Genomic DNA, 15,027 nt, shown 5'->3' with positions numbered 1-15,027 from the left:
TGTATTAGGCATGCCGCCAGCGTTCGTCCTGAGCCAGGATCAAACTCTCCAATAAAGTATTGAAAAGAGCGATAAGCTCATTTTGAATCTGACGATTCATTGTGAATCAAAAGTTACTATCCATTTGTTCAGTTTTCAAGGAACTTGTATGTCCGTTTATGTTGACGTTTGTCAACCGGACAGGAATCTTATCGTATCATGTTAACTAACTTACTGTCAACACTTTGTTTTCGTCACCTTTCAAATGATTATGACAATCATTCGTTTGAAGCGACAAGAAATAATATATCACGTAGTGATTTATTTAGCAAGCATTTTTAATCAACCTTCTAATATCATGATATCTTCATCTACGGTGTCTTGTCTCCAACCTGTATTCGACAGATTAGCACATTCTCTGAACCCAAGATGGGATAACGATCCCCGCCCTTCTGTTCGTTTGAAGAAAGTGATCCAAAAACTCTATAATAAGGTATATAGGATATAGAGATAAGGTTAAGCAGTCAAGTGTACTACTTTCATAAGTAGCCTATTAACAATCGTATATTCATCTCGCATTGCACCTTTACTCAGATCACGTACTCCATTCACAGCTAGCTATTACATATCAAAGTTCTGAATAAACTCATTACTAACCTAATATGGGGTGATCGCGCTTGAAAGAATGGTTAAAGAATGTACGCAAAGGTTACGGCAAGAAACTGGTTTCCATCCACGCTTGGAATGCCTGGATCGTTGTGATCCTTGCAATCTCAGGGCTTATGCTGGTTGGCGGCTTTTGGCGCGAGATTCTCGGAATTGGACGTGTCTGGTTAAAATGGCTACATATCATCGTTGGGCTAGCTATGCTGGCACCCGTAGTATATTACTTGATTTTGGCCGGAAAGCACTGGAAACAGCTTCGAAATAGGCCTTGGCAAAGGGTGAACACCATCTTAGTTCTTGCGCTGCTGGTAGGCTGGCTCCTCTCGGGTATTGTATTATGGCAGTTCAAGCTAGCTGGACCTCGATGGTCGAATGCTGCACTTTTGATCCATGACCTGCTGACTTGGGTGGGCCTACCTTATATTATCTATCACTCCATCACTCGGACCAAATGGTTAAAGGACCCTGCACGTCGTGCGGTTAAAACTACTACAACTTCAACACGAACTCAAAATACAGCTGATCCATCTGATTCAATATCGGATGAAAAAGAAACTCCGGCTGCTATATCTTCTTCCCAGTTTGATCGCAGTTCCGAGAGAGATCCCCTCAAATCAGAGCAGCGACCTCAACCGTTGTATACCCGACGAGCTTTCATCCGTTCTGCTGTGGGGGTTGGTCTCGCCGTGACTCTTGGTCCTACATTTATATCCTGGGTAGGACGAAATCTCAAGATCGATAATAGTATTGATAGCATGCTGGAGAACGATCCTAACCGTATGGTTCCTCTGCCACAACCGCGATCTGCCTCTTCTCCTCCCATTGGAGGCGGAGCTGACGGTCATTTCCGCGTATATACGGTTACGCCTATACCGTCCTTCTCCAATGCTAACTGGTCTTTTCGAATTGATGGGTTGGTTGAACGGGCACAGGTATGGAACTGGGAACAATTCGTGAAGCTCGCTCGTACCGTACAGGTTAGTGATTTCCACTGTGTAACGGGCTGGTCTGTATATAAAAATACCTGGGAAGGCATTTCTCTTGCACAGCTTTTGAAACAAGCCGGGGTCAAACCGGAAGCTCATAGTGTGAAGTTTTATTCCGGTGATGGTGTATACACAGATGCAATTACGATGGATCAAGCACAAATGCAAGATATTATGGTCGCTGTCATGCATGATGGCAAACCCATCCCGGCTGATCTTGGCGGTCCGGTACGGCTCGTCATTCCTCAGATGTATGCCTATAAATCAGTAAAATGGTTAAATCGCATTGAACTCATCGACAGCGAACATATTGGTTACTGGGAAGAGCGAGGATATGATAAGGATGCATGGCTTACAGGCGCATCTCAGCGCATCCCTAACAATTTAAGTGGATCATGATCAGATAAGATAAGATTGATGAGCGTTCATTCGTTGTATCAAATAATTCAATAAACAACAAAAGCCCCCGATCACATATTCGTGTCTTCGGGGGCTTTCTTATATGAACTCTTTTGTTAATTCATCCTCTAACCCTGTGGGTTCAAAAGACGTACAAGTTCGTCCTCATCCTCAATCGTTGGAATACCGAGATCATGAGCTTTGGTTAGTTTACTACCTGCCTTCTCTCCGGCAATAACCAAATCTGTCTTTTTCGATACACTGCCAGTCACCTTCGCTCCGAGTGCTTCCAGTCTTTGCGTCGCCTCTTCCCGCGTCAATTGGTGGAGCGTTCCGGTCAAGACGACCGTTTTACCACTGAAGAAGGAATCTTCCACAACAGAAACGGCTGGTGCCTCAGGTGCCTGAGCTTTCACACCCAAGTTGAGCATTTTCTCAATCGCAGCCTGTGTAAACGGATCTGCAAAAAAGTTTACGATGCTCTCAGCCACGATACCACCCACGTCGGGTAGTTCAACCAGTTCTTCCACGGTTGCATTCATAATGGCGTGCAGATCTCGATAATGATCAGCGAGCATGCGCGTTGTCGATTTACCTGTGTTCGGAATACCAAGTGAGTATAAGAAGGAAGCCAAGTCTCTATCTTTACTAAGCTCAAGCGCAGCGATAAGGTTGTTCGCTTTCTTTTCCCCAAACCGCTCCAGCTTCACCAGATCATCAAACTGTAACGTATACAGGTCAGCAGGCTCGCGTACGTTCAATTCATCATACAACTGAATCGCCGTTTTCTCACTGAACGTCTCGATGTCCATGGCATCACGGGAAGCAAAATGAGAAATACGTGCCACCGTTTGCGGTTTACACGCAAGTCTATTGTTGCAGAACAGATGCGCTCCGCGTTGCTCCAGTGGGAATCCGCATGCCGGACACTGCTCAGGGAAGACGATCTCCTCTCCATCACTCTCCTCCGTCACTTTACCCAGAATCTCAGGAATAACGTCGTTGGAGCGACGGATAAAGACCCGTGTGCCCAGAGCAAACTTCAGATTTTTGCGCTCAATATCTCCGACATTGTTCAGAGTACAGTTCTGTACCGTTACCCCGGCAAGTTCAACCGGTTCTACGCGTGCCAGCGGAGTTACTTTGCCAGTACGGCCCACATTCCATACCACAGCGTTAAGAACCGTCGTGGTCTCTTCAGCCTCGAATTTATATGCCACCGCCCAGCGAGGGAATTTATCGGTATAACCCAACACCTCACGCGTGCGCATGTCCGTAATTTTGATAACAGCTCCATCGATCAGATAGTCCAGCTGACCCCGGTTCTCTTGAATCGCAGCCAATTGCTCCATTACATCATCAAACTCTTGGAAGTACGTGATGGATGGATTCACTTTGAAGCGGTTCTCACGCAGGAAGTCCATCATCTGCTGATGATTGGCAAACTGAATGTCATCCGAATAACCCACGTTATAAAAATAAGCATTCAACCGACGCTCAGCCGTCGCTTTTGGATTCAGGTTGCGGAGCGCTCCTGCTGCTGCATTACGCGCATTCTTGAGTGGCTCTGCCGCCGTCTCATTATATCGGTCCAGGACAGACAGGTTCATGATGCCTTCACCCTGTACTTCAATCGTGCCGCTTGTGTAAGGAATTTTGAGCGGTACAGATCTGATGGTTCTCACCTGTGCCAAAATACCTTCACCTACGGTACCGTTACCACGCGTAGAGGCTTGTACCAACTCACCGTTGGTGTAGGTCAGGTTCAACGTCAATCCGTCAAACTTCAACTCAATGACATAACCTGGTTCCGGTAAAGGTGTATCGGGATTTTTACTGTTATAGTCGTTAATCAGTTTCAGTACACGGGTATTCCAGCTCCGAAGCTGCTCAATATTCTGCGCTTTGTCCAGACTCCATAATGAGGATAAATGGCGATGTGGGGTAAACCCTTTGAGCAGTTCGCCGCCCACACGCTGTGTTGGAGAATCAGGCAGAACCATGCCGCTTTCCTGTTCCAGCGTAACCAGTTCATCGTACAGAAGATCATACTCCTTGTCGCTAATCTGTGGCTGATCCATCGTGTAGTACTGATAATTATGCTGGTTCAGCTCGGTAACGAGTTGCTCCATCCGGTGCATCGGGTCCATACAGGGCCATCCCTCCGTTAATTTGATCTATATATGTAGAACGAACACTCCTATTGCACGTAAACTCCGATAACAGAATAACTTTCCATCGTTGATATCACTACATAATTTCATTGAATGAATATCCACACTGACACTCCGATAACAGAATAACTTTCCGATCGCTGTTATCCCCGGATTTCTTTTAATCCATTTTAAAAGGTGGAAATCCGGGGATAAAGGCGAACGCTATGCTTCTTCAAGTTATTTCTGCTCTCTCCGTTATCGTGTGGATGTTAGATTGAACTTATATAGATTTCTATTCATATCAATCTGGTTTAGAAATCCCGTGAAAAAAACGAGGGAAAAAGCAATTTTCCTTATGGAAGTTATTTCTGTTCTCTCTGTTATCGTGCAAAAGGAGGTTTCGTTCTTATTCTACTTTCGTAATAGGGGCAAAGCCGGCAAGCAAACGTTTCACACCCACCGGAGCCGGGAAGGCAATCTGCAGTTCAGTATCATTACCTGTCCCTTTGACAGCAACAATGGTGCCTGTCCCCCATTTGCCATGCTGCACTTTATCGCCTGCCTTGAACCCTGCTTCACCATTAGAAGCTACCGGCTTGGAAGCAGATGATGGCGTAGAGTATGTTGGGCGAGAGGTACTCGTAGTCACACGTGAAGTCGGCGTGGATGAGGTAGCAGATGAACCACTCTTGCTTTGGTGATCAAAGAGCTTGGTGCCACCACCGAAGTTACTTCCTCCACTGGAACCTAGTCCACGTCCACCATATGAGCCGCCTTCGCTACTGCCACGACGGTAACGATCACGAGCCATGGAGGTGTCTTCCTTCAGCTCATCCGGAATTTCGTCCAGGAAGCGGGAAGGTGGATTCGCTGTGGTACGTCCAAACAAGGTACGCATCTGGGCACACGACAGGAAAAGTTGCTCTTCTGCACGAGTAATCCCCACATAAGCAAGTCGGCGTTCTTCCTCCAACTCTTCATTATCCATAAAGGCACGGCTATGCGGGAAGACCCCCTCCTCCATACCCACGATAAAGACAACCGGGAACTCCAGACCTTTGGCGCTGTGCATGGTCATCAGGGTAACAGCGTCGCTCTGATCCTCTTCATCATCGTTCATGCTGTCGATGTCCGCAATCAATGCAAGATCGGTGAGGAACGATACGAGCGTTTTGTCTTCATTATTTTTTTCAAATTCCATCGTTACCGACAGGAACTCATCAATGTTCTCGAGCCGTGCACGAGATTCGAGTGTGTTCTCATTTTGCATCTCAAGACGATATTGGCTCATCTCAAGGATCTTCTCGGTCAGTTCAGTTACAGACAGATATTCTACCATCTGATGCAGAGCAGCGATCATGTCATAGAACTCCACCAGCGCATTACGCGTACGACCAGCAAAACCAAGATCATCCACGACCTGAAGTACTCGGAAAATGGAAATTCCACGCTCTCCTGCTGCAGCCGCCAGCTTCGCTACTGTTGTATCCCCGATGCTACGCTTCGGTACATTAATGATCCGGGTAAGACTGATATCATCGTCCGGGTTAGATAACAGGCGCAGATATGCCAGAATGTCCTTGATCTCTTTACGATCATAGAACTTGATGCCGCCGACAATCTGATACGGAATATCAGACTTGATCAGAATTTCCTCTATAACCCGGGACTGGGCATTGGTACGGTATAAAATCGCATGGTTCTGATAGGATTTGCCGTTCTTCACATTTTTACTAATCTCGGAGGTAACAAAATACCCCTCATCATGCTCGGAATCCGCACGGTACACCTTGATCTTCGAACCACCCTCTTTGTCCGTCCACAGTTTCTTCGGTTTACGCCCTGTATTCAGGCCGATCACTTCATTCGCTGCATTCAAGATATTGGAAGTAGAACGATAGTTCTGTTCCAGCAAAATCGTATTTGCTTCAGGGTAATCTTTCTCAAAGTTCAGGATATTACTGATATCTGCCCCGCGCCAGCGATAGATCGACTGGTCACTATCCCCTACAACGCAGATGCGGTGGTGGCTGTCAGCGAGCATGCGGCACAGCATGTACTGCGCACGGTTCGTATCCTGATACTCGTCCACGTGAATATACTGGAATTTCTTTTGATAAAAGTCGAGGACTTCAGGCACTTCCTTGAACAGTTGAATAGTCTGCATAATGAGATCGTCGAAATCAAGTGAGTTGTTGGCTCTTAAGCGTTTCTGGTACATCTTATATATCTTCGCTACAATACCCTCGAAATAATCTCCTGCCTGCTTCTCATATTGCTCCGGACTAATCAGTTCATTCTTGGCCGTGCTCATCATCGATTGAACTGCTTTGGGTTCGAATTTCTTCGTGTCGATATTCTGGTCTTTCATACAGCTACGAATTACAGATAATTGGTCCGATGAGTCCAAAATACTGAAGTTGGAAGTAAAACCGATACGTTCAATATCACGGCGCAAAATACGCACACACATGGAGTGGAATGTGGATACCCAAATGTCGCGGCCCTGGGAGCCACCTACGAGTTGGGAAACCCGGTCTTGCATCTCACGAGCGGCTTTGTTCGTAAAGGTAATCGCTAAAATGCCCCACGGGGGCGCCTTCCGTGTTGCAATGAGGTAGGCAATCCGGTGTGTCAGCACCCGGGTCTTGCCGGAGCCCGCTCCGGCCATAATCAGCAGCGGGCCATCCGTCGCCTCGACGGCTTGCCGTTGAGGGGTGTTAAGCCGTGCAACGGCATCATGTATATTTACAGGTTGCATGCATGCATGCTCCTTTCATTAGTTGGTCTATAAAGCAAAATTAATAGGTTACACTCGCCACTCCGATGACAGAATAATCTTCCGATCGCCGTTATTCCCAGATTTTTTAATTTACTTTTTCAAAGGTGAAAATCCGGTAATAAATGCGAGCACTTCGTTTCTCCAGCTTATTTCTGTCCTCTACGTTATCGTGTAAAAATTAGTTTAGCTTAAATTTAAGGGCAGTAAAAATACAAGAGAGAACACTTTTTTTCAGATTGCTTCTGCACTCTCCGTTTTTGTGTAAACATAGTACCTGTAATCGAATCACTTAATTAGTAAGGGCAAAGTTCTATTTTAACAGATCATAAGGGGAAAATGGGGGATTGGTAAACTAAACCGATTAAATGGTTCCTTTCACGGCCAACACCGTCTCAAGTGCTTTGTTCAGATCACTGTACACAATGTTACCTACCACGACGGTATCTGCCACCTTGGCAGCTTGCATGGCTTTCTCCGGATCATCAATTCCGCCGCCGTAGATGAGGTGTGCCCGCTCCAATTGTCTGTGTGTCTCACCAACAAGTTCCATATCTCCGAACGTTCCGCTGTACTCCATGTATACGATTGGAAGATTGAGCAGACGCTCCGCTGCCTGCGCATATGCCACCGCAGCTCCTGTCGTCAGATCCGTATCTGCACCAGTCAACTGCGCTACCGTAGAGTTTGCATTAAGCACAATATAACCCTCGGCAATCAGCAGATCCCAAGGGATAAGATAACCGTAACGCTCTATGGCCTGCTGGTGGTGCCCAATCATCCATTTGCTGTCCGTTGCATTCAGGACCATCGGGATCAGATATCCGTCAAATCCGGGAACAACGGCCTCCAGATCGGATACTTCAAGCACACAGGGCAATTCATAACGACGCACACGGGACATCAGGTCTACCGTGTTATCATAAGTAATTCCTGAAGATCCACCGACGATAATTGCATCGGTCCCCGACATGCAGACCAGATCGAGTTCTTCGTCTGTAATCTCCCGGTCCGGGTCAAGCTTAAATACATGTCTCCACTGCTTAATCATGTCTATCAACGAACATTCCTCCAGAGGTTCTTCTGCATCCTAGAAAGCTTGTAAACTAAGTCTAAGTCAGCAGCCAGTGAGTGTCAATGTTCGTATAAAAAGGGGAACAGAAAATCACAGACATTTCCCGGTCCTGGTAGGGAAAAGCCTGTGATTTGGATTTTTTAATAATTATAATTACGACTTTTACGGTTTCCAGGCAAACCGTGTATTCATCTCATCCAGTTCCTGCTCCGTCAGCACGTCCGAGTACACCCCGTGTACGCCCCACTTCTCATAGTTAGCCACCTGTTCAGTGTCATTGATGGTATGCACGTAGGTAACTGAGCCTGCACTATTCAGCTTGGCGACGAAATTCTGGTTTACTTTATATTCCGGCATAGTCACGGCATCAATATCATTTTTTTGCACAAAATCAACAACCTGATCTTCTGTATCCTGTGTGGCATATAACGTATAGATAATGGAAGGGAATGCATAGACTTCTTTCACCGTTTCAAGCATGGGTTCGTTATAGATCTGTACAACCACGCGATCGAGCACGGAGGGATCATGTTCTTTGGCAGCATCCACGAGGGATCTTAACACCTGCTGTATATCTTCATCCTTCTGTTCCTTAGTGTCGGTTACGATATACATATCCGGGTATTTAGACAGTACATCTATAATGCCATCGGCATCCATGGGTTGGTACATACCCAAAATAGGCGTATTCATAAACTCATCATGTGTCAGCGCCCCGGCCTGTTTATCCTCCGAAAGTTCTTCGTCTTGTCCTAGCATTTTGCTCATATTTGCGGTCCACTCATGTCTGGCTACGGCTTTGCGATCTGATGTCAGCATAAAGTCGATCTCAAATACACGTGTACCTTTCTCGTAATTGGCAATCATCGCTTCATAGGCGTTAGTATATGGCTGATCCCGAATGCTGCCCATCGCATGGGCAATTAATCTATAGGCGGTAAATCCGTCCCGTTGTTCCTCACTCTCGCTTTCATAGGCGAAAAAGAGTGTGCCCACGGTAACGATCAGTAGTATTAACACGGCGGCAATGCGTTTCATATAGCATTCACATCCTCAGTACCTTTTTGTTAGCTAACTACCCGAATTGATGAGTTGTAAAACAAAATAGCCGCCCGGAGGCGGCTGTTAAATGGTGGGTGCAGGATTTAAATGAATTGTGAATCTCAATAAGCATTTTTAAGGCCTTTGCGAATAGTTTCCCATATAATTTTAATATCGAATAATAAAGACCAGTTTTCAATGTAAAAGATATCTTGTTCAATTCGATCCTCAATTGAGGTATCTCCTCGTAGTCCTTTGCTCTGTGCTAATCCTGTTATTCCCGGTCGGACGTGGTGTTTGATCATATATTTAGGAATTTCATCCCGGAATTGATTCACGTAGTATGGACGTTCTGGCCTTGGGCCAACTACACTCATATGACCAAGCAAAACGTTGAAAAATTGAGGTAACTCATCTAGGCTTGTGCGTCGAATAAAAGTGCCAAAAGCAGTTCGTCGCGGATCATTCTTGGTGGACCACCCTGTGTCCATTGTGCCCTCAGGAATGACTCTCATCGAGCGGAATTTGAACATCATGAAGTTGCGTCGGTTAAGTCCTACTCGCTCTTGTTTGAAGATGACGGGCCCAGAAGAACTAAGTCGTACTCCTACCGCGACAACGAGCATTACCGGAGAAGTTAAGAGGATCGCAGTGAGAGAGAAAAGAATATCGAAAGTTCTCTTCATCAGACGATTAAAAGCAATGTCGAGCGGAATGTCGCGAACGTTAATCATCGGCATACCTGCAAAATTATCAAAATACGGCCGTGCTGGCAAGTAATCAAAGAAATCAGGAATAATTAGTGTCCGAACCCCTGCCTTCTCACACACATTGATAATATGCGAATACTTATCGTGAGCATCCAGAGGTAATGCCAGAATGACTTCATCAATAAGATGCGTAGATAAGAATTCTTCCAATTCGTCGATTCTTCCAAGAATGGGTTTGTATCTTTTCTTTTCACTCTGATCCCAGTGACGATAATCATCCAGGAATCCAGTCACTTCATATCCAAGTTCAGGATAATTTCTAAGGTTGTCATAGAAACGCTTACCCAGTGATCCAGCACCAAGGATGAGCACAAACTGACGGTTGAAGCCTTTTTTGCGCAAGCGTTTCAGTTGCACCTTCACTATATAACGATAAAACAGTGTGAATGATGCATTGCCAATCATATACATGGCGAGATATGCACGAGAGATGTTTACTTCCTTGAAAAAGAACATCAGGCTCAGCAGCATGAAGAAGGCTATGCCATGAGATTGGAGGATTCTCCAAAGTTCGTCTACAAATCGTTTTTTTCGCTTGGCTATATACAGAGAGGAGATCAGTCCTGTGATGATAGCAAGAGCTGCGTAAACCAAGCTCCACATCATATATTTCTCTATAGGTAGTGGATTTTGGTTCGTTAACAGGTCACTCTCAAATTTCAGCCACCAGGCCAACAAAAATGAAAGCTGGATTACGCCAAAATCAGCCGCAATATACAATTGGGTTAGAAATCGTTGATTACGCCGAATCATGGGTTCACCTCGGAAGACGCTTCATTCTCCGCTCTCATGCGGGCTGCAGTCTGCCCTTGACGGGAAGGAGGAGACAACTTGCTGCGTAGTAAAGATAGCGTAAACTTGAGTGAAATCCCCATCCACACAGCTGTATTCATGAGTAGATTGTAATTCTTCGCGTAGTGTTTGCGGTGGAACACCCACATCGCTCTATGAAACTCATACGTTATTTTCAAAGGTTTACGACGAGCACTGCCACCCTTGTAGTGCACAATATATGTACGCGGATAATAAAAAATGCCCCATCCCGCTTCTTTGATGCGGTAACACCAATCAATATCTTCTCCATACATAAAGAACGTCTCATCCAACCCGCCCACCTGGTCAATTGTCTCTCGACGTACAAGCATGAATGCACCGACTAGACAGTCTACGGGATATTCATCATCAGGACTAAGATGTCCCAGTTGGTATTGATTGAATTTAGGCCGATCCGGGAAAAGACGAGAAATACCGAATGCATAATAAAATGAAGCCGATGGTGTAGGAAATCCACGCTTGCATGCTTTGTCCAGCGAGCCATCCGGCAGAATGACTTTGCAGCCTGAAGCCCCCATCTCCGGGTGGCAGTCCATGAATCCGACCATAGTTTGCAGCGTATCTGGCTGAACGACCGTGTCCGAATTGAGTAGCAGGATATATCGTCCATTTGCTACTTTCATTCCCTGATTGTTGGCAACGGCAAAGCCTGTGTTATCCTTGTTAGCTATCAAATGCACTTGAGGATACACCTTTCTGATCGCTTGCACAGAATCATCATGCGAGGCGTTGTCCACGACGATGACCTCGTAGCTGTATGAGGTATTGAAGGCATAGACAGAGTCCAGACAGTCCAGTGTAAGTTGACGGGTGTTGTAGTTGACGATGATGATGCTGGCGTCAAGGCCATTCGTATTATCATTTTTTGATCTCCCTTGTGAGGAAGCATCAGTTGTTCGGACCATTTTGTAAAACTCCTGACTTTAATGCTGTGTTTAACTATTGAAAGTATAACATAATATGGCCAAAAAGATCGAAGCAAGTATATCTCGGATTGCTTCATTCAACTAAACTTTCTTTAGAACATATATGAGTTTGAGAACAAGATTATCAAGATAGTTATGACGGTAAAAAGGCATTTTGAAAGCATAAATGGCGCGTTGAATCCATAAACGTTCCAATTGTTTTATGAATAGCTGTATATCCGAATGTTGCTCAGCAGTTAATTGTTCTCCATACAATTGAAGGAACAGCGAAGCTTGTTTACTTAATATAAAATGATTCTTACCATTTGCAAAGCGATGCCACCTATTTTTCCATTTCACTAACCAATCCTCGGTGCTTCCACCTAGGACGTTCCCCTGATGTTGTCGATACAAAATCGTTGGCTCTTCATCAAAGACCACTTCTCCAAATGCACTGACAAAAAGGTAGATCCACCAATCATGCATTATAACCTGCGATTGATCAGAGGGAATAGTCGCCGTAACCCGCTCAAATGTGATTGAATTTATGACCATTGTACAACCAACACAACAATTTTCGACCAGAGCGTTATAAACGCTTAACGGGTTTGGAGGCAGTTTTGGCCAAACATTCAGATTATTTAAATATTGATCTACCATTTGTGTAGAAGAACAATACATAAGTGGTAAGTCCGATTGCCTTAATTGTAACTCAGCCACAGCTCTACTAAGCTTGTCTGCCTTCCACACATCATCCTGATCACAAAAAGCGTAAAAGTCGTATACAGGCTCTGTTTGGCGCATAAGTTCAAAAAAACTTCCAATCACGCCCATATTTTCCCCTTCAATTACACGAATTTTATCAGGAAATGACATCGCATACTCGCTGACCTTTTGAACAGTTCTGTCAGAAGAACCATCATCCCTGATGTTAATCCAGACTTCTACACCACTTTGTGCCAAAAGACTTTCAATCTGTTCATCAATATACTTTGCTCCGTTATATGTAGAAAGCATGATACACACTTTAGATTTCTTCACGTTTCACCTCTAAGTTAAATTTCCTCCATTATATACGAAAACTCTCGTCCACATTGTAGTAGAGCGAGAGTTTTATATAATACCATGATTATTTCCTTCTTGATGATGCTCTAACAAAGTCACGCAGCCCCTCACGCCATGGGCGTAGATCTGTGAATCCGTTGGTTCTAATGGACATATGATCCATCACCGAATTCCGCGGTCGTGGAGCCGTTCTGGGAAACTGTTCGGTTGTACAAGGCTCCAATTTTGCTTGGATAGGCAACCCTCCAAGGGTTTGTGCTTCCTCAAAAATGGCCTGAGTAAATTCATACCAAGTACAAGTACCGCTGTTAGAAGCATGATATACCCCATACATTTCTGTTACCATAAGCTCTAGAAGGAACCCTGCCAAATCTGACGTATACGTAGGCGAACCTTTTTGGTCATTTACTACCTGTAACTTTGGTTTTTCCTGTCCCAGCTTCAGCATCGTTTTCACAAAATTATTTCCATAAAGACCGTATACCCAAGAAGTCCGCACAATAAACCATCTGCTTGACAATGACTGTACCAACAATTCTCCGGCACGTTTAGACTTACCGTATACACTTTGCGGATTCATTTCATCGTATTCCTGATAGGGAATAACTGAGTTACCATCAAAAACATAGTCTGTACTTATATAAATAAGCTTGGCACCGATTTTTTCTGTAGCGACAGCAACGTTGCGTGTACCCACCGCGTTCACCTTATATGCGCCATCAATATTCGTTTCTGCTGCATCTACGGCGGTATAAGCCGCGCAATGAATGACTACTTCAGGAAGATATGAAGAAATGGCGACATTACATTCTTCTTGACTCGTAATATCCATCTGCTCTCGATCACTAGCAATTACAGAATGTCCTTCCTTTTTTAAAAGAAGAGCCACATCCCGTCCAAGTTGTCCGTTTGCTCCCGTAACCAAAACCTTCATTACTTCACATCTCCCAATCGAGATCCATATTGCTTTGCATAGTACTCCTGATATACTCCAGACTGAATGCGGGTCCACCATTCCTTGTTATCTAGGTACCATTGAATGGTCTCTTGGATCCCAGTCTCAAACGTATGCTTTGGCTTCCAGCCGAGTTCAGACATTGTTTTTGTCGGATCGATGCCATATCTACGATCATGTCCAGGACGATCTTGTACATATTTGATTAGAGACTCCGATTTACCTAACTGCTCCAAAATCGTTTTGACGATGTGAATGTTGGTTCGCTCGTTGTTACCACCAATATTGTAAACTTCGCCGTTACGACCCTGATGAATTACCAGATCGATTGCACTACAATGGTCCTCAACATAGAGCCAATCTCTTATATTCAGGCCATCTCCATATACAGGCAATGACTCTTCCGCAAGAGCACAGGAAATCATCAAAGGGATCAATTTTTCGGGAAACTGATAAGGGCCATAATTGTTGGAACAGCGCGTGATATTCATCGGCAGACCATAGGTTTCATGATACGCACGCACCAGCAGATCTCCCCCCGCTTTGGATGCGGAATAAGGGCTGTTAGGCTGCAATGGAGTGTCTTCCTTGAATAGCCCCTTTGGGCCAAGAGAGCCATATACCTCATCGGTCGATACTTGAATGAACTTAGTAATATTATGTTTTTTAGCAGCTTCCAGCAATACTTGGGTACCGTTCACGTTAGTCCGAACGAACACATCTGGTTCCTGGATGCTTCGATCCACATGAGTCTCTGCCGCAAAGTTAACGACAACGTCCACATCTTGAGCAACGAGGCTATCCATTTCCGCGGCATTAGTAATATCTGCTTTAACAAAAATATGCCGTTTATTCCCTTCAAGCGACTTCAAGTTTTCCAAATTACCCGCATACGTCAGTGCATCCACATTAATGATTTCGTAAAGAGGATGCTGCTGAAGCATGTATATCACAAAATTGCTTCCAATAAAACCGGCCCCGCCGGTAACGAGTAGTTTCATGTTATCCCTATCCTTTAGTCATAATTGATCTTTTTTGTTTCTTTTAAAGGCAGGCGTACAATCTACAAAAACAAAACAATTTCATACAATTCAATCATTTTAAAAATGTATTAGTCCATAATGTACTCCTATCGTGCACAGATGAAATATCCGTTACATTTGATTGATTTAATCTCCTCCTTTTTTCTGCATCAATACATTCATACTGTATATGTATATGCTGGCTATAGATTATGTGATCTTCATTGATCTATTTATTGATGTGTTTAAGTTACAACAGGACCAGTGAACCTCTCTAAACGACTTGAATGTTGTACTATCTTCCGATGGCTTTAATGCCAAGTAAGGTAACACACTCACCTATCAAAAATATTTCTATATCTGAAGATGTATTTAAGATGACAGATTGTCAAATC

The 15,027-nt window shown here is 44.5% G+C and carries 10 protein-coding genes; 1 reads left to right on the top strand and 9 read right to left on the bottom strand.

Going from position 1 to position 15,027, the window contains the following annotated elements; translation table 11 throughout:
- The first annotated feature begins 656 nt into the window (after positions 1-656).
- Positions 657-2,030, top strand: a complete 1,374-nt coding sequence (locus J2X75_RS24220) for a molybdopterin-dependent oxidoreductase (RefSeq protein WP_310340944.1) — start codon at positions 657-659, stop codon at positions 2,028-2,030.
- A 128-nt stretch (positions 2,031-2,158) separates the two neighbouring features.
- On the opposite strand, the gene ligA is transcribed toward J2X75_RS24220, so the two are convergent.
- The 9 genes from ligA to rfbB all read right to left on the bottom strand — a co-directional run bounded on the left by ligA (position 2,159) and on the right by rfbB (position 14,611).
- Complete coding sequence (gene ligA, locus J2X75_RS24215; protein WP_310340941.1) at positions 2,159-4,180, bottom strand: NAD-dependent DNA ligase LigA; 2,022 nt, start codon at positions 4,178-4,180, stop codon at positions 2,159-2,161.
- Positions 4,181-4,592: 412 nt separating this feature from the next.
- Entirely contained in the window at positions 4,593-6,947 is a 2,355-nt protein-coding gene (gene pcrA / locus J2X75_RS24210; protein WP_310340939.1) for a DNA helicase PcrA, read from the bottom strand.
- A 382-nt stretch (positions 6,948-7,329) separates the two neighbouring features.
- Positions 7,330-8,025: a heptaprenylglyceryl phosphate synthase gene (gene pcrB, locus J2X75_RS24205; protein WP_310340937.1), complete on the bottom strand. Its 696-nt coding sequence runs from the start codon at positions 8,023-8,025 to the stop codon at positions 7,330-7,332.
- A 177-nt stretch (positions 8,026-8,202) separates the two neighbouring features.
- On the bottom strand, positions 8,203-9,078 hold the full coding sequence (locus J2X75_RS24200; protein ID WP_310340934.1) for a phosphatidylinositol-specific phospholipase C/glycerophosphodiester phosphodiesterase family protein: 876 nt from the start codon (positions 9,076-9,078) through the stop codon (positions 8,203-8,205).
- A 125-nt stretch (positions 9,079-9,203) separates the two neighbouring features.
- The gene (locus tag J2X75_RS24195) at positions 9,204-10,604 is read right to left on the bottom strand and encodes an undecaprenyl-phosphate glucose phosphotransferase (RefSeq protein WP_310340933.1); all 1,401 of its coding nucleotides are present in this window, start codon (positions 10,602-10,604) and stop codon (positions 9,204-9,206) included.
- Positions 10,601-11,590 (bottom strand): glycosyltransferase family 2 protein, encoded by a 990-nt coding sequence (locus J2X75_RS24190; RefSeq protein WP_310340930.1) that lies wholly within the window; start codon positions 11,588-11,590, stop codon positions 10,601-10,603. Before J2X75_RS24190 ends, J2X75_RS24195 begins: the two co-directional genes overlap by 4 nt.
- A gap of 102 nt (positions 11,591-11,692) precedes the next feature.
- Positions 11,693-12,631, bottom strand: coding sequence for a glycosyltransferase family 2 protein (locus J2X75_RS24185; RefSeq protein WP_310340928.1), 939 nt, complete (start codon positions 12,629-12,631; stop codon positions 11,693-11,695).
- A gap of 88 nt (positions 12,632-12,719) precedes the next feature.
- The gene (rfbD, locus tag J2X75_RS24180) at positions 12,720-13,589 is read right to left on the bottom strand and encodes a dTDP-4-dehydrorhamnose reductase (protein ID WP_310340926.1); all 870 of its coding nucleotides are present in this window, start codon (positions 13,587-13,589) and stop codon (positions 12,720-12,722) included.
- Positions 13,589-14,611 (bottom strand): dTDP-glucose 4,6-dehydratase, encoded by a 1,023-nt coding sequence (rfbB, locus tag J2X75_RS24175; protein WP_310340924.1) that lies wholly within the window; start codon positions 14,609-14,611, stop codon positions 13,589-13,591. The genes rfbD and rfbB overlap by 1 nt, the downstream gene beginning before the upstream one ends.
- Positions 14,612-15,027: the final 416 nt, after the last annotated feature.

The sequence above is a fragment of the Paenibacillus sp. 2003 genome (genome assembly GCF_031455635.1).
In the GTDB taxonomy this organism is placed as follows: domain Bacteria; phylum Bacillota; class Bacilli; order Paenibacillales; family Paenibacillaceae; genus Paenibacillus; species Paenibacillus amylolyticus_B.
The sequence above is the reverse complement of the archived record's forward strand: the minus strand, read 5'-3'. Positions and strand labels throughout refer to the sequence as shown.

Bases quoted from the DNA above. Each gene is read 5' to 3' on its own strand.
- J2X75_RS24200 (WP_310340934.1), bottom strand. From the start codon at position 9,078: ATGAAACGCATTGCCGCCGTGTTAATACTACTGATCGTTACCGTGGGC.
- ligA (WP_310340941.1), bottom strand. From the start codon at position 4,180: ATGGACCCGATGCACCGGATGGAGCAACTCGTTACCGAGCTGAACCAG.
- rfbB (WP_310340924.1), bottom strand. From the start codon at position 14,611: ATGAAACTACTCGTTACCGGCGGGGCCGGTTTTATTGGAAGCAATTTT.
- rfbD (WP_310340926.1), bottom strand. From the start codon at position 13,589: ATGAAGGTTTTGGTTACGGGAGCAAACGGACAACTTGGACGGGATGTG.
- J2X75_RS24190 (WP_310340930.1), bottom strand. From the start codon at position 11,590: ATGGTCCGAACAACTGATGCTTCCTCACAAGGGAGATCAAAAAATGAT.
- pcrA (WP_310340939.1), bottom strand. From the start codon at position 6,947: ATGCAACCTGTAAATATACATGATGCCGTTGCACGGCTTAACACCCCT.
- J2X75_RS24195 (WP_310340933.1), bottom strand. From the start codon at position 10,604: ATGATTCGGCGTAATCAACGATTTCTAACCCAATTGTATATTGCGGCT.